Source organism: Vibrio splendidus, from assembly GCF_024347615.1.
Taxonomy (GTDB): domain Bacteria; phylum Pseudomonadota; class Gammaproteobacteria; order Enterobacterales; family Vibrionaceae; genus Vibrio; species Vibrio splendidus.
The window spans coordinates 3,718,060-3,731,900 of sequence record NZ_AP025508.1 but is presented as its reverse complement, the minus strand read 5'-3'; the positions used below and the strand labels follow the sequence as shown (position 1 = coordinate 3,731,900).

The window sequence follows — 13,841 nt, the reverse complement described above, 5'->3', positions numbered from 1 at the left end:
ATGAGCTAAATTCGCGATAAGCGTCTCCTTTAACACTAAGCTGACTTGGTATTTATTCCGGTCAGCTTTTTTATTGCTATAGTAGAATGATTGAATATTAATCAGGCATTTACATGAAGCTGCGAATTCTCTTTTTTGATTTAGCACGATGTGTCGCGGCCGTAGCGGTTATCGCGATTCATGTTTTGGCGCCTTATCGCAATGAATTAGGCACCATTCCTTTCGGTGAATGGCTGACCGCCATTACGGTGAACGGTTTCAGTCGTTGGGCAGTGCCGGTGTTCATATTGATTACTGGTGCTCTGATGCTGAGTGATCAGCGCCCGTTTGACGCCAAGTACTACCTCAAGCGTCGTCTGGGTAAGGTGCTGATCCCTTTCATTGCCTGGTCGCTGTTCTATACCTACCTATCGGGTTGGTCTGCGATGGGCTTTGATGCTGACGTTAGTTGGGATGTGCTACTCAATAGCTATCATCACTATACCTACTATCACCTTGGCTTCTTTTATTACTTTATCCCACTCTACTTTGTTATTCCGTTCTTGCAGATCATGGTCAGAAAGTACGGTGATAGATCTGTCTATGCCTTTACGGCGGTATGGTTGTTCACAACATTGCTGTTCTTACTAAAAATCGATGGCCCTTGGAGTCACGAATTGTGGTTGTACACCGGCTACTTACCATTGGGTTACTTGCTGTACAAGATTGTGCCACTTAACAAGATGACAGTTGGCGTGAGTGTGTTACTGGGTGGGTTAGCGTTACTGACTACGGTTTACATGGTGGTTGATGCAAGCTTGGTAGCAGAAGAGTACACGGTAGGGCGTTGGTTATCTTACAAGACGTTGAATACCGTATTAGCGGCGAGCATGGTGTTCATGGTGTGCCGTTACTATGGTGAAGGCTTGTCTGAGAAGAGCAATCAAGTGGTTGGTTTTATCAGTAAGCACAGCTTAGGTATTTACCTGCTGCACCCGATTTTCTTATGGCCAATGAAAGAATTCGGTTGGTACCAAGGACATCCTGCTTGGGTTATTCCATTATGGATCGTGATCAGCGGAGCTGGCGCGTTATGGATGAGCTGGTTGGTCTCTAAGTCAGAGAGAACGCGTTGGTTATTGCCTTAGCGGTGGGTGCTAAGGCTTTCTGATGGATTGCTTAGAAGAGACAGTTGAGGCGGCTAGGGTTAGCGCTTCAACGCAAAGTGTAAGAACTTATCGCCTTGGTAGGTTAAGGTTCCTTTGTCGCCAGGGTTAAGGGCGTGGAAGTAGTGGATGCCGACTTGGAATTCTCGTTTTGGACCAACGACACCACGTTGAACGTAAATCCAGTACTCTTGATCTTCTTGGCCAGGTTCTGCGTCAGGAAGGTCGATGGATTGTTTGTCTAACACCGTGACATTCACTTTCTTTTCTGGCGCATTTTCACCTTGCGAGTGTTTTCGATAGAAACCAATAAATACCCAAGCCGCTAGACCAGCAAGTGCAAAGATGGCAAAAAAGAGTGAATTAGGCATATAACCTCCATGTAGTCGTGATGGTTATTCTAGTCTTTCAAGCAATAGGGATATGTGTTTAAAGCTGTTATTCGTGAACTGTTGTAAGCCAAGCTGATTATTTTTCGGCAGACATCACATTTAGTGGCTTGTTTGGGATAAAGCATTGTTATTTATTGTCTCTTTCTCACGTAAATATCAGTAAATTTGTATAAAAATAAGGGAATGCTCGACTAGAATTATAGTGTGGAGTGGGAGGGCCAAGATGACCGATATTGAAAAAGTGGTGACAAGAACTCGCAATATAGAGAAGTTATTGAGGCTTCAATATCATGCCGAAGGCGAAGGATTGCATGAGCTTGTAACAAGCTGTGAAGAAAGGCTACCGCACGATATGGTGAGCAAGCTGCGTTATATCGCAACGTGTCGTAATAAGGTAGTCAATGAACATGAGGCTAAGTTGGAAGACCAACATAAGTTCATCATGATGTGTAACGACTGTGAGAAGGAGCTGACTCCACGTAGTGGTCGTTTTATCTGGCGAGTTGCGATCTTACTGATGATGGCAATGACTTTAGCAGCTGCGGGTTTCTATTATGCGAACTGGGATGTGCTAACGCTGCATCTGTTTTCGAAGTGAAAAAATTGAACAAAAAAAGGGACGCTCATGGCGTCCCTTTTTTTATTTGTAACTTGCTTAGTACATCATCGGTAGTGTCATTAGACCTACAACTACCGCGATCATTACAAGTCCTTGTCTTTGCGAAGATGAAATCATAACACTACTCCTAAATTTGGTTGTCTCTCGCTATGTTTTAAAGAATAGCACTACTTATAGGTTTAGATCAAGAATTACTTTCGAAAGCTTTAAAAGTAGTAGAAAACTATTGGTTTTTGGCTTGTTTGGGTGTGTTTAACTGTGTTTTTTGGTGTGTTCTTATTTTATACGTTGTGCTTCATGTTTATCCATTTTTGATTTAAGTTGTTGTTTTATAATGGTCATTTTGTGTAATTTATATTGTTAAAGGTTGTTAAACTGTATTAATAGGGGTTGGTGGTTTCTGGCTTTGATTTTGTTCTATTTTAAATTTTTCGGATTGATTTTTGTAGGAATTTTTACAGAGGACTTGAAAAAACCTGACAAAGTTGGGTTTTAAGAAAGCAAGCCACTTACTTTGTAAGTCTAGAGTGATGTGGTGTTTTCATTCCCCTATTAATTCTGTATTTGTTTGTTTAAGTTATTGTTATAATTGATCTTAAGTGCAGTGTTTTTAAATTTTCAAGTGTGGTATTTGACGATATATGGGGGCTTTATAAGGAGTCTATAGGTTAGAAGTGACTAAAATTCAAGTCTGGACGCTCTAATGCCAATTTAAATAAGTTTGTCGATGAATCGCTCTAGTTTTAAAAGAATAGCCATAGTCATCATAGTAATTGTTACGACTTCAATCTAAAGAGGCTCTTTTTAGTGGAAGCGTAATCAAGATCCAATTTTGAGGGGCTGAGGCTTTACATCAACACTCGTGTGCCTAGACTGGCGACGATTTAAAGCAATGGGGCAAATGGTATGTGGAGTTGGTTGGCGGTTTCCTTATCTGGTATCGGAGCAATAGCAGGAACGAAACATGGACATATCGGTCAGGCCTTGTCGTATAAGGTATTTACCTTTGTATTATTGGCGACCATTGCTTTAACTCAATCTGTCGTTGCTGACTTTACCTATTGGATAGTCGCTGGGTTGGCGATCTCTGCAATCGCAGATGTCCTTCATACGGTTACTCAAAAACGTCCTCTGCATTTTGTGTGCTTCTTATTGGCTCAGCTCTGTTACAGCAAAGCATTTTGGTTACAGCTATCAGGAGAAATGGTCTGGTGGTTGTTCGCGCTTCTATTAGCGGCTTGTGTCGTTGCTTTCTTCTTACTTCTGCCTCGCTTAGACAAACTCGTCTTTCCTGTGGTTATCATGGGTATCGTGCTTATTCAGCTTGCATGGGCTTCTGGTGAGCTCTGGTTGCTTGATCCTCAATTGTCACATGCGGTTGGTTTTGCTGGCTGTAGCGTGTTACTACTTTCGGCCCTGGCGTATGCGCTAAATTTCTATCGTAGCCCAATTAAGGGTGCCTACTTTTGGGTGACGGGCAGTTACTTTCTCGCGCACGCTCTCATTGTTGCTTCCCTTACCATTTAGGGTAGAGCTAGCTTAATTCTGAGCTACATCAAGGCAGCTAAGATGAAAGTAGGTACTCTACGTCTACTTCATTAAACATGGGATAGAGTTATGACTACCGAAATTCATGCACACAACGTTTTAAACCTACTGAGTGAAAAGCCCCTGACTCGTGAAGAGTTGACGCAAGAGCTCGCTCAAACATATGGTGCAGAAACTCGCTTCCATACGTGTAAGCTAAATGGTCTGGATTTGGATGGCCTGCTGAAATTTTTCCTGAAGATGGAAAAGGTCGTGGTTGTTGATGACAAACTTTGCACCAATCGTGAACGTGTGTGTAACCACTAATCTCGAGTAACAACTGGTTTTTTGAGCCTTTTGACTTTTATATAAGATGAGTGGATGCGATGTTTTCGGATCCACTCTTTAAATTATCTCTTCTAGCTTTCTATCTGCTCTCGCAAAATTCCCTTCTAATTACGTAAATTAATCCTTTTATTACTGCGTTCGAAAATCAATGTTGAGGCTGCTATACTCCGCGCACTTACGCTTTTCGAGACAAACTTATGGAAATTTTATCTGCAGCAACCATGCTGTTTCTTATTATGGACCCGCTTGGCAATCTACCAATCGTGCTCTCTATCCTTAAGCATATTGATCCGAAGCGTCGCCGTATTGTTCTTGTTCGTGAACTGATGTTTGCACTGATTATCCTGCTGTTGTTCTTGTTTGCTGGCCAAAGCATTATGAACTTCCTGCACGTGCAGCCTGAAACCTTGAGTATCTCTGGTGGTATTATTCTGTTCATCATCGCGATTAAGATGATTTTCCCAAGCGCGGGTAGTATTACCGGCCTAGCGGCGGGTGAAGAACCGTTTATCGTGCCGATGGCGATCCCTATGATTGCAGGCCCGTCGGTGATTGCTGCATTGATTCTGTTGTCGACACAGCACCCTGACAACATGTTAGAGCTTTCAGGCGCAGTGATGCTGGCTTGGGGCGCGACCTTCTTTATTCTGATGTTTAATGGTTTCTTCCTGCGAGTGCTAGGTGAGCGAGGCCTTAAAGCCATCGAACGCTTGATGGGCTTGTTGTTGGTTATGTTGTCGACGCAAATGTTCCTAGATGGTGTAAAAGGCTACATGGGCTAACATCAGTATCATTGCTGAATAAAAAAACGCCGCTCAAATGAGCGGCGTTCTTGTATTTAATGTTTCTGTCATGATGTTTTCTGTAGCTAAGCGTTTTATATCTGAGCTTAAGCTTGATTACATCATGTGTTTGCGTCGGATATCGAGGAGGGCAAAGACTCCGAAAATCAATATTGACCACTTCTCCCAACGTGACATTTCGATCTTATCGCCGAATGCACCGATAAAAATCAGCATCTGCAGGCCGTGCATGAAGAACAAGAACGCTGTCATGATATAAAGCGCAATCGCAGCATTACCCGGGAATGGATAGAAAATATTTACGATTAAGATAAACCAAACAAAGGCGATGGCTACTTTTGCTAGTGGAAGTAAGAACTTCATTCAATAACTCCTATTCTTCAGTGGTTCGATTAAACAGTCGGTAGCTAGACTGGCCAGTGGTCTTATCGCGATGCAATTCCCAGTTCTCTGGCATAGCCTCAAGCTGCAGCTCTTTTTCTGTCTCGACGTAAATGATGGCGTTGTCTGCCAACCAGCCATTGCTCTCAAGCAGTTGTACAGTTTCTGCAAGTAAGCCTTTACGAAATGGTGGATCAAGGAAAACCATATCGTAAGGAGTACCTGGCTTCTTAAGGAAAGAGATAGCATCAGTATTCACGACATTGATGTTGTCTGCCTTAAGCTCTTTCGCGTTATCAGAAAGCTGTTTGGCCGCCTTTTGATTCATTTCGAGCAGTGTCACCATTTTTGCTTGGCGAGAAGCAGCTTCAAAACCTAGACCGCCAGAACCGGCAAATACATCCAAGCAAGTTGAATGTGGGATATCTTGAGCCACCCAGTTAAAGAGTGTCTCTTTTACTCGGTCAATGGTTGGGCGTAATCCTTCTAAATCATGAACAGGCAGCTTTCTACCTCTCCATGAGCCACTAATAATTCGAACAAAGCCTCCGGATGGCTTTTTTTGTGATGTGTTTTGCTGGCGACGTCTTACCATAGATTTTTTGACCGCTAATAAAGTGATACTATACCGAGCCCAATTTAAGTGGGTTCGAGTATTAAATAAATTTGCAATGACAAAGTGTATCAAGCTAAAAGCAAACTTATCACTGCTTTGTCATTTTTCTTTACTATTCGTTTGTACAAGCTTGTATTGTATAACAATAGCAAAGAGTCGACGTGTATTAAGTCAATACAGCTAATTAGTAGATCTAGGAAACTCCTCTGATGACGGAAAAAAAGAAGCGCGGATTATTATCGTGGCTTGGTTTTGGTGACGAAGAACAAAGCCCAAAAACTCAGAATGAAGCGAACGTAGAAAACGTTGAAGATCAAACTGAAGTTGAATCACAAGTCGAGGTTGAACAAGCCGAGTCTGAACTAGAGGCAACTACGCCAGTTGAATCTAAGCCAGTTGATTCAGAGCAAGCGCTTGAAGAGATTCAGCAAGAGCAGCAGCCTGTCGTAGCAGAAGCAGAAGCAGAAGCAGAAGCAGAAGCAGAAGCAGAAGCAGAAAAGGAAGAAGTTGCTGTTCCTCAAGCTCAGGTTGAAGAAGTTCAAGATAAGCCGACAGAAAGCTTCTTTGCGCGCCTTAAGCGTAGTCTTAGCCGCACTAAAGCAAACATCGGTGCTGGCTTCTTTGGCTTGTTCAAGGGTAAACAAATCGATGAAGATCTGTTTGAAGAACTAGAAGAGCAACTTCTGATCGCTGACGTGGGCATGAATACCACGGTTAAGATCATTGAAAACCTGACAGAAAAAGCATCTCGCAATGACCTAAAAGACGGTGAAGCTCTATATGGTCTGCTCAAAGAAGAGATGGCAGATATCTTAAGCCAAGTGGAACAGCCACTGGTTGTTGATACGACTAAAACACCTTACGTTATTTTAATGGTTGGCGTGAACGGTGTCGGTAAGACAACCACCATCGGTAAGCTGGCTAAACAATTCCAAAGTGAAGGCAAGAAAGTGATGTTGGCGGCGGGTGATACCTTCCGTGCGGCAGCGGTTGAACAACTTCAGGTTTGGGGTCAACGTAATAACGTTCCTGTGATCGCTCAGCACACAGGTGCCGATAGCGCGTCTGTTATCTACGATGCCATTGAAGCGGCGAAAGCGCGTGGTGTTGATGTTGTGATTGCTGATACTGCAGGTCGTTTGCAGAACAAGAGCAACTTGATGGAAGAGCTGCGTAAGATTGTTCGTGTAATGAAGAAGATTGATGACTCTGCACCGCACGAAATCATGCTTACACTAGATGCTGGCACTGGTCAGAATGCGATCAGCCAAGCGAAACTATTCAGTGAAGTAGCGCCGGTAACGGGTATTACGCTCACTAAGCTAGATGGTACGGCGAAAGGCGGCGTGATTTTCTCAATTGCTGATCAGTTCCAGATTCCAATCCGCTACATTGGTGTGGGTGAAGGTATTGATGACCTGCGTCCATTTGAGTCTAAAGACTTTATTGAAGCACTATTTAGCCGCGAAGAGTAACGCGAGTAGCAAAGTGGTTTATCCTTAACCTGCTACCGTTTTAAATTTGATATGAGTGATCGTAAGAGGAATTTTCGGTGATCAAATTTCAGCAAGTGAGCAAAGCCTACCGAGGCGGACGACAAGCGCTCCAAAAAGTGGACTTTCACCTTAAACGTGGAGAGATGGCTTTTTTGGGTGGGCACTCTGGCGCTGGTAAAAGTACCTTGCTGAAGTTGATCTGCGCCATCGAGCGTCCAACTGACGGACGTGTTTGGTTTAACGATCACGATATCACTCGTATTCCAGCTAAAGACATTCCCTTCTTACGTCGTAACATCGGGATTGTCTTTCAAGACCATCGCCTACTGATGGATCGCTCGATTTTTGATAACGTCGCACTGCCTATGCGTATTGAATCTATTTCTGAAAATGAAATAAAACGCCGAGTCAGTGCTGCGTTGGATAAAACCGGCTTACTAGACAAAGCCCGTTGTTTGCCAAGCCAGCTTTCTGGTGGTGAGCAGCAACGCGTGGGTATCGCTCGCGCTGTGGTTAACCGTCCAACTCTGCTTTTAGCGGATGAGCCGACCGGTAACCTCGATCCTGAATTATCTAACCGTGTATTACGTTTGTTTGAAGAGTTCAACCGCGCAGGTGTCACGATCATCCTAGCGACGCACGATATCGGGTTAGTGAACACTCGCCCTCAGTACCGTCATCTTGAATTAAACCAAGGCTTTTTGAGTGAGGTTGAAGACTATGGCCGCGAATAAGCGCATTAAGAAACCTCAATCCAATCGAGTAGCAAACCGGGCTTCGAGCGACGGTTTCTTTGTTGTTCATTGGAAACAAGCTAAGTCATCGTTCTCGCAAATGTGGCAACGTCCGTTGGGCAACTTGTTGACCCTTGCGGTGATCTCAATGGCTTTAGCGATGCCAGCTTGTTTGTACCTACTGGGCAAGAACGTTGGTGAAGTGGCTCAAGATGTCACCAGCCCGTCACAAATAAGTGCTTATGTAGAGGATGGTATTCCTGAGCCGAGAGTAATGGTGCTTAAGGATGAAATTGAAAGTTGGGATCAAGTCGAGCTGGTGGAATACATTTCACCGCAACAAGGGCTTGCGGATCTAAGCCAATATTCTGGTTTTGAAGATGCCCTGACTATCCTAGATGACTATTCATTGCCAGGTGTGTTGGTGATTACGCCAAGCGTACACAGTGATGTCTTAATCAAAGAATTAGCAAGCAACGTTAAAAAACAAGAGCTCGTGACCGATGTTCGTTTAGACGAAGATTGGTTAGCTCGATTAGATGCGATCAAAGCATTAGCAGCGGTCATCGTTATTACCCTAACGGTATTGATGTTGGGCGCGGTATTTTTGATTATTGGTAATACATTACGCTTTAATGTGTTGGCGCATAAAGATGAGATTCAAACCATGAAGCTGATTGGTGCTACCGACAGCTACATTCTTCGACCATACCTTTATGCTGGGATGTGGTTTGGCGTTTTAGGTTCGATTAGTGCTTGGGTAATGACGGCATTGATTACCGTATTGCTCAACAGTGCAGTGGATGATTTGGCTCAGCTTTATGATAGCCATTTCCGCTTAATTGGCCTGAGTTGGGATGAGTCTTTATTACTTTTGATCGTCGGAACCCTGCTTGGTAGTGTGGCTGCGAAGCTTTCTGCACAGCGTCACCTAAAAGAAATTGAACCAGTTTAGGTGAATAGAGTCATATTTATACGAAAAATAGGCAGTTCTTAACCAGTTTTTGCCTTGTATAGAAGAATTGATTATGCATAATTACTTCCCCCTCCTTGAAACCTGTTCATTTTAGGTTCAAGATTGTCGGGTTTTAATAGATGTATTACTCCAGATCAGAGATTGATGAGGAACCGAATGGCAAACCAAGCGTATCAAATGGCTTTAGTCACACAAGATAGTTTAGATAGCTATATCCGCTCAGCGAACAGCTACCCTATGCTGACTCCTGAAGAGGAACGTGGACTTGCAGAGCGATTACATTACAAAGGTGAGATCGACGCTGCGAAAGGCTTGATCCTTTCCCACCTAAGATTCGTGGTACACGTTGCAAGAGGCTACTCTGGCTACGGGCTACCAATGGCTGATCTCGTCCAAGAAGGTAACATCGGCTTGATGAAGGCTGTTAAGCGCTTCAATCCAGAAGTTGGTGTTCGTCTAGTTTCTTTTGCTGTTCACTGGATCAAAGCTGAGATTCATGAGTACGTTTTGCGTAACTGGCGTATCGTTAAGATCGCAACAACGAAAGCACAACGTAAATTGTTCTTTAACCTGCGTAAGTCTAAAAAGCGTTTAGGTTGGTTCAATAACGGCGAAGTTGAGACGGTTGCACGTGAGTTGGGTGTTGAGCCTTCAGAAGTTCGTGAAATGGAATCTCGCTTAGCGGCACAAGACGCTACGTTTGAAGCCCCGATGGATGACGATGACGGTGGTTCTGCTTACACGGCTCCAGTTTACTACCTAGAAGACAAAGCGTCAGACGTTGCAGAAACGGTTGAAGCGGCGAACTGGGAATCTCATACCAATAATCGTTTAGGACTCGCATTGAAGAGCTTAGACGAACGCAGCCAGCACATTGTGCGCTCACGTTGGTTGGATGATAACAAGTCGACATTGCAAGACTTAGCGGATACCTACAGCATTTCTGCAGAGCGTGTTCGCCAGTTAGAAAAGAATGCGATGAAGAAATTGAAACAAGCCGTTGGCGATTTCTAATAGCATCTAGCTTCTAGTAGAGCTAACAAATAGCTGAATTTTGAAAAGGCCGAGATCGAGAGATCTCGGCCTTTTTGTTTTGGATCGATTTCTCAATTTTTGCGATCGAAATTTGCAAAGTGATTTTGTGGATAACTCTGTGAGAAGTTTATTCGTCAGCTGTCTAAAAGCAGGGTGTAGTAAGGCTTTGAAGGGGTTTTTCCAGTGGGGATATGTTTTAAGTAACCCACAGCTAGATCAGGATCATTACTACATGTTGTGGATCTATTTTTAAAAAAGCACTTTATTCACGCAATTCACAGGTTTATCCACAAATGGTGTAAAAGTGATCGCTGGTGGATAACCTTATTAAGTGGATGTGATTGTTAGCCTTGGGATAGGTTACAATGGCAGCAAAGTAAATCAGTATAAAAGAGAAAGTCATGGACCAGTTTAAACATATCGATGTTAAAGGTGCTCAAGCCCTTATTGAACAAGGCGAAGCTCGACTTGTCGATATACGTGACCCGCAGTCTTTTGCGGTAGCTCACTCAAAAACCGCTTACCATCTTACTAACGATACCATGGTGTCGTTCATGGATGAGGTTGAGTTCGAACAGCCAATCTTAGTGATGTGTTATCACGGTATTAGTAGCCAAGGTGCGGCACAATATTTAGTGAACCAAGGCTTTGAAGAGGTATATAGTGTTGATGGTGGATTTGAAGCTTGGCATCGTGCTGAACTTCCAGTGATCGCGGGTTAATAGCCTTTATCACTTGAACCGCTTCAAGCATCTCTCATAGCATGAATAGGAAGTAACAATGATTAGATTGATGGTGTTAGACAATCCACGTCTTGCTCAAGCGTTTATTGATTATATGGCCTCTCGTCAGATCCCTATTCAGATGTCACCTGAGGGAGAAGGGCGTTTTGCTCTTTGGCTTCTTGAGGGTCAATATCAGGTTGAAACCGAGGCCGAGCTCAATCGTTTCCTGTCGGAACCCAATCATAAGCGCTATCAAGCAGCATCTTGGGACATGGCAGAGACCAGAAAGAGCAACTTTCATTATCACACGCCAAGCTTCATGGGCATGATAAAAGCCAAAGCGGGCCCCGTGACACTCAGCCTGATGTTGGTGTGTGTGGTGATTTTTGCACTGCAGCAAGTCGGTTTTGGTCAAGCTATTTTCAACGCCCTACATTTCCCTGCGGTTGACGGACAACAATGGCAATTGTGGCGTTGGTTAAGTCATGCTGTTCTGCACTTCTCTGTTATGCATATCGCATTTAATATTTTGTGGTGGTGGCAGTTAGGTGGGGATATTGAGAAAAAACTAGGTAGCCTCAAGCTACTTCAGATCTTTGCTGTCTCTTCTGCGCTTTCAGGTGCTGGGCAGTACTGGGTTGAAGGGGCGAATTTCGGTGGTTTGTCTGGTGTTGTGTATGCCTTGGTTGGTTATCTATGGGTGGTGGGTGCAAAAGCCCCTCAGCTTGGTTTAGGCATTCCAAGACAGATCGTCGGCTTTATGTTGGTGTGGCTAGTGCTTGGGTACATGCAACCATTCATGGCCATTGCAAACACCGCTCATTTGGCTGGCCTAGCCGCTGGTGTCATTATTGGTTGGATTGATGCTATGAAAGCACCGAGTTCAGCACGAAGCGAGTAGATGCTTTTTGGCAGTAGTTAAATAATAGAGACAAAAAAAAGCGGCCAGATGAGCCGCTTTTTTATTTGGATTCGTTTTTACACCATTATTACTGATAAAGGTATTTGGTAAACAGTAGGTCAGCAATGAGGGTTTTGCCTGTTTCAGGAAGCAATACCTTGTTGAGATGTTCAACTAAGGTTTTTCTTAAATCTTCACGACCAGATAGAGACTTAATGGTTTCTTCGTTTTGTTTACCGAGCAATTCAATCACAGCATCACGAATCAGTGGTTGGTGGTGCTCAATGGCTGCCAAGTCGTTACTATTCGCAACCATAATATCGAGACGAACCTGAATGTAGCCCAGTTTTTTACCTTTAGTGTAAAAATTGGTGGTCAGGTCAGGCTCTAGCGTGAAGTAGGCTAGTTTGGGTGCTGATTCCTCTTCAGCGAAACTTGATGCTGAAAAGAGTAGGGTAATCGCAAGAAATATTTGGGCTACATAACGTTTGTGCATATTTGTGACTTTTCTTTAGTTTATTCGCGATATTCGAAACGCATTAGTCTTGTTACAATGAGCGGTCTAAATCTAAATACGTTTACAATTCGAAGAACGCTTTAATTTTGTTCGAAAGTTGAAGCTTTATTGTACGTGTAAAGTCACCTATTGAATACTAGTATGAATCAGCCAATATCGCTGTATCTTAATTCGTTAATGAATGTAGATTGGCAAAGCACAGAAACATTTGATTTTCCTAATAAAATCACCAGAGAGTGGCTTTTGGAGCAAGGTTCTCTTTCCCGCAAGTTGGGCAAGAGCTGTCAGCACCTGTCTGTTGAGTTGCTTCATAATCAAGTTGTAGAACGCTCAATGCTACAACAGGACGAGGAACTTCTTTTATCATCGTTTGATTGCTTACTGCGTAAAGTGATTTTGAAGGGTGATGATGAGCCGTGGGTGTTAGGGCGAACCTTGATTCCTAGAGTCACATTAGAAGATCATCAGCACTCTGACCTTTCTCAACAAGGTAATGTCCCACTTGGTTTAACCGTGTTCAGCGCTGAGAACGTGGAGCGAGATGCGCTGCAAGTCGGTTGGGTTATCGCTGGCGATGAGCGACTGCTCGCGCGTCGTTCTCGATTATGGATGAACCATAAACCGATGCTTGTGGCAGAACTGTTTTTGCCAACATCACCCATTTACTCTAAGGAGAGTGTGTAAATGTTTGCCACCAAAGCGAAGGCGTATTGGCAATTAACGCGAATGAATCGCCCGATTGGTACCTTATTACTCCTTTGGCCGACCTTATGGTCTCTGATTATTGCTGCGCAAGGCATGCCTGATTTTGATGTCTTGGTTGTTTTCGTACTCGGCGTGGTATTGATGCGTTCAGCTGGCTGTGTGATTAATGATTTTGCTGACCGTAAAGTGGATGGTCATGTAAAACGAACTAAGCAGCGCCCATTACCTTCCGGTTTGGTTTCCAGTAAGGAAGCTATTCTGCTCTTTTTAGTGCTAGCCATGGTTTCATTCTTACTGGTGTTAACCATGAATCCGCTGACGATTAAGCTTTCTGTTATCGGTGTTGGCTTAGCCTTCATTTATCCTTTTATGAAGCGTTTTACGCACCTTCCACAGTTGTTCCTCGGCTTAGCGTTTAGTTGGGCTATCCCAATGGCTTGGGCGGCGCAAACTAATGAGCTACCTAGTGTGGTCTGGTTTATTTTCATTATCAATGCGTTGTGGACGATTGCCTACGACACACAATATGCAATGGTTGACCGAGATGACGACTTAAAAATTGGCATCAAATCGACGGCTATTCTATTTGGTCGTTTCGACAAGCTTATTGTTGGCTTCTTACAGCTAGTAACACTGGCGATGCTAATAGCGTTAGGCATGCATTACCAATTAGGAGATACCTTTTATTGGGCACTGCTGGTTGTGGGGGGCTTGTTTGTGTATCAACAACATCTGATGCGCCACCGTGATCGAGATTTATGTTTCCAAGCTTTCCTAAACAACAATTATGTTGGAATGGTAGTGACAGCAGGCTTATTTATTACCTTCTGGTAAGCATGAGTTTTGCTAAACGAACGCTCAATAAAAAGGCACCCAATGGGTGCCTTTTTTGATCGTGTTCAGTCTAGCGATTAACGTAAT

17 protein-coding genes are annotated in these 13,841 nt (G+C 43.6%); 13 read left to right on the top strand and 4 right to left on the bottom strand.

Features of this window, described 5'->3' with window-relative positions; translation table 11 throughout:
* The first annotated feature begins 113 nt into the window (after positions 1-113).
* Positions 114-1,127, top strand: a complete 1,014-nt coding sequence (locus OCU90_RS16785) for an acyltransferase (protein ID WP_061025667.1) — start codon at positions 114-116, stop codon at positions 1,125-1,127.
* Positions 1,128-1,186: 59 nt separating this feature from the next.
* On the opposite strand, the gene OCU90_RS16780 is transcribed toward OCU90_RS16785, so the two are convergent.
* A complete protein-coding gene (locus tag OCU90_RS16780; RefSeq protein ID WP_004736596.1) occupies positions 1,187-1,516 on the bottom strand; it encodes a DUF2500 domain-containing protein in 330 nt (109 codons plus the stop codon).
* A 244-nt stretch (positions 1,517-1,760) separates the two neighbouring features.
* Between OCU90_RS16780 and OCU90_RS16775 the strand changes: the two genes are divergently transcribed.
* From OCU90_RS16775 to OCU90_RS16760, 4 genes are all read left to right on the top strand, one after another.
* Positions 1,761-2,135: a hypothetical protein gene (locus OCU90_RS16775; RefSeq protein ID WP_004736595.1), complete on the top strand. Its 375-nt coding sequence runs from the start codon at positions 1,761-1,763 to the stop codon at positions 2,133-2,135.
* A 927-nt stretch (positions 2,136-3,062) separates the two neighbouring features.
* Positions 3,063-3,683, top strand: a complete 621-nt coding sequence (locus OCU90_RS16770) for a lysoplasmalogenase (RefSeq protein ID WP_004736594.1) — start codon at positions 3,063-3,065, stop codon at positions 3,681-3,683.
* Between the two features lie 90 nt (positions 3,684-3,773).
* Positions 3,774-4,010: a YecH family metal-binding protein gene (locus OCU90_RS16765; RefSeq protein WP_017084862.1), complete on the top strand. Its 237-nt coding sequence runs from the start codon at positions 3,774-3,776 to the stop codon at positions 4,008-4,010.
* 218 nt (positions 4,011-4,228) lie between these two features.
* Entirely contained in the window at positions 4,229-4,813 is a 585-nt protein-coding gene (locus tag OCU90_RS16760; RefSeq protein WP_009848232.1) for a YhgN family NAAT transporter, read from the top strand.
* A gap of 117 nt (positions 4,814-4,930) precedes the next feature.
* Here the strand turns inward: OCU90_RS16760 and OCU90_RS16755 are convergent, their stop codons facing one another.
* Positions 4,931-5,197 carry a DUF1145 domain-containing protein gene (locus OCU90_RS16755; protein WP_004736590.1) on the bottom strand — a complete coding sequence of 89 codons (267 nt, stop codon included), beginning with the start codon at positions 5,195-5,197 and terminating at the stop codon, positions 4,931-4,933.
* A 10-nt stretch (positions 5,198-5,207) separates the two neighbouring features.
* Positions 5,208-5,810, bottom strand: a complete 603-nt coding sequence (rsmD, locus tag OCU90_RS16750; RefSeq protein ID WP_004736589.1) for a 16S rRNA (guanine(966)-N(2))-methyltransferase RsmD — start codon at positions 5,808-5,810, stop codon at positions 5,208-5,210.
* Between the two features lie 230 nt (positions 5,811-6,040).
* On the opposite strand from rsmD, the gene ftsY reads away from it, so the two are divergent.
* The 6 genes from ftsY to glpG all read left to right on the top strand — a co-directional run bounded on the left by ftsY (position 6,041) and on the right by glpG (position 11,698).
* Positions 6,041-7,306, top strand: a complete 1,266-nt coding sequence (gene ftsY / locus OCU90_RS16745; protein ID WP_061025665.1) for a signal recognition particle-docking protein FtsY — start codon at positions 6,041-6,043, stop codon at positions 7,304-7,306.
* Positions 7,307-7,383: 77 nt separating this feature from the next.
* Positions 7,384-8,061 carry a cell division ATP-binding protein FtsE gene (gene ftsE / locus OCU90_RS16740; RefSeq protein ID WP_004736585.1) on the top strand — a complete coding sequence of 226 codons (678 nt, stop codon included), beginning with the start codon at positions 7,384-7,386 and terminating at the stop codon, positions 8,059-8,061.
* Positions 8,048-9,016: a permease-like cell division protein FtsX gene (gene ftsX / locus OCU90_RS16735; RefSeq protein WP_061025663.1), complete on the top strand. Its 969-nt coding sequence runs from the start codon at positions 8,048-8,050 to the stop codon at positions 9,014-9,016. The genes ftsE and ftsX overlap by 14 nt, the downstream gene beginning before the upstream one ends.
* A gap of 177 nt (positions 9,017-9,193) precedes the next feature.
* On the top strand, positions 9,194-10,051 hold the full coding sequence (gene rpoH / locus OCU90_RS16730; RefSeq protein ID WP_026012297.1) for an RNA polymerase sigma factor RpoH: 858 nt from the start codon (positions 9,194-9,196) through the stop codon (positions 10,049-10,051).
* Positions 10,052-10,473: 422 nt separating this feature from the next.
* Positions 10,474-10,794: a thiosulfate sulfurtransferase GlpE gene (gene glpE / locus OCU90_RS16725; protein ID WP_004736711.1), complete on the top strand. Its 321-nt coding sequence runs from the start codon at positions 10,474-10,476 to the stop codon at positions 10,792-10,794.
* A gap of 58 nt (positions 10,795-10,852) precedes the next feature.
* Positions 10,853-11,698 (top strand): rhomboid family intramembrane serine protease GlpG, encoded by an 846-nt coding sequence (gene glpG, locus OCU90_RS16720; protein ID WP_017079821.1) that lies wholly within the window; start codon positions 10,853-10,855, stop codon positions 11,696-11,698.
* An 88-nt stretch (positions 11,699-11,786) separates the two neighbouring features.
* Here the strand turns inward: glpG and OCU90_RS16715 are convergent, their stop codons facing one another.
* A complete protein-coding gene (locus tag OCU90_RS16715; protein WP_004736708.1) occupies positions 11,787-12,194 on the bottom strand; it encodes a flagellar basal body-associated protein FliL in 408 nt (135 codons plus the stop codon).
* Positions 12,195-12,356: 162 nt separating this feature from the next.
* On the opposite strand from OCU90_RS16715, the gene OCU90_RS16710 reads away from it, so the two are divergent.
* Positions 12,357-12,899 carry a chorismate lyase gene (locus OCU90_RS16710; RefSeq protein ID WP_004736706.1) on the top strand — a complete coding sequence of 181 codons (543 nt, stop codon included), beginning with the start codon at positions 12,357-12,359 and terminating at the stop codon, positions 12,897-12,899.
* Entirely contained in the window at positions 12,900-13,754 is an 855-nt protein-coding gene (gene ubiA, locus OCU90_RS16705) for a 4-hydroxybenzoate octaprenyltransferase (RefSeq protein ID WP_061025661.1), read from the top strand.
* Positions 13,755-13,841: the final 87 nt, after the last annotated feature.

Excerpts from the sequence above, each read along its gene's own strand:
- OCU90_RS16785 (WP_061025667.1), top strand. The coding sequence starts at position 114 with ATGAAGCTGCGAATTCTCTTTTTTGATTTAGCACGATGTGTCGCGGCC.
- OCU90_RS16780 (WP_004736596.1), bottom strand. The coding sequence starts at position 1,516 with ATGCCTAATTCACTCTTTTTTGCCATCTTTGCACTTGCTGGTCTAGCG.
- OCU90_RS16775 (WP_004736595.1), top strand. The coding sequence starts at position 1,761 with ATGACCGATATTGAAAAAGTGGTGACAAGAACTCGCAATATAGAGAAG.
- OCU90_RS16770 (WP_004736594.1), top strand. The coding sequence starts at position 3,063 with ATGTGGAGTTGGTTGGCGGTTTCCTTATCTGGTATCGGAGCAATAGCA.
- OCU90_RS16765 (WP_017084862.1), top strand. The coding sequence starts at position 3,774 with ATGACTACCGAAATTCATGCACACAACGTTTTAAACCTACTGAGTGAA.
- OCU90_RS16760 (WP_009848232.1), top strand. The coding sequence starts at position 4,229 with ATGGAAATTTTATCTGCAGCAACCATGCTGTTTCTTATTATGGACCCG.
- OCU90_RS16755 (WP_004736590.1), bottom strand. The coding sequence starts at position 5,197 with ATGAAGTTCTTACTTCCACTAGCAAAAGTAGCCATCGCCTTTGTTTGG.
- rsmD (WP_004736589.1), bottom strand. The coding sequence starts at position 5,810 with ATGGTAAGACGTCGCCAGCAAAACACATCACAAAAAAAGCCATCCGGA.
- ftsY (WP_061025665.1), top strand. The coding sequence starts at position 6,041 with ATGACGGAAAAAAAGAAGCGCGGATTATTATCGTGGCTTGGTTTTGGT.
- ftsX (WP_061025663.1), top strand. The coding sequence starts at position 8,048 with ATGGCCGCGAATAAGCGCATTAAGAAACCTCAATCCAATCGAGTAGCA.
- rpoH (WP_026012297.1), top strand. The coding sequence starts at position 9,194 with ATGGCAAACCAAGCGTATCAAATGGCTTTAGTCACACAAGATAGTTTA.
- glpE (WP_004736711.1), top strand. The coding sequence starts at position 10,474 with ATGGACCAGTTTAAACATATCGATGTTAAAGGTGCTCAAGCCCTTATT.
- glpG (WP_017079821.1), top strand. The coding sequence starts at position 10,853 with ATGATTAGATTGATGGTGTTAGACAATCCACGTCTTGCTCAAGCGTTT.
- OCU90_RS16715 (WP_004736708.1), bottom strand. The coding sequence starts at position 12,194 with ATGCACAAACGTTATGTAGCCCAAATATTTCTTGCGATTACCCTACTC.
- OCU90_RS16710 (WP_004736706.1), top strand. The coding sequence starts at position 12,357 with ATGAATCAGCCAATATCGCTGTATCTTAATTCGTTAATGAATGTAGAT.
- ubiA (WP_061025661.1), top strand. The coding sequence starts at position 12,900 with ATGTTTGCCACCAAAGCGAAGGCGTATTGGCAATTAACGCGAATGAAT.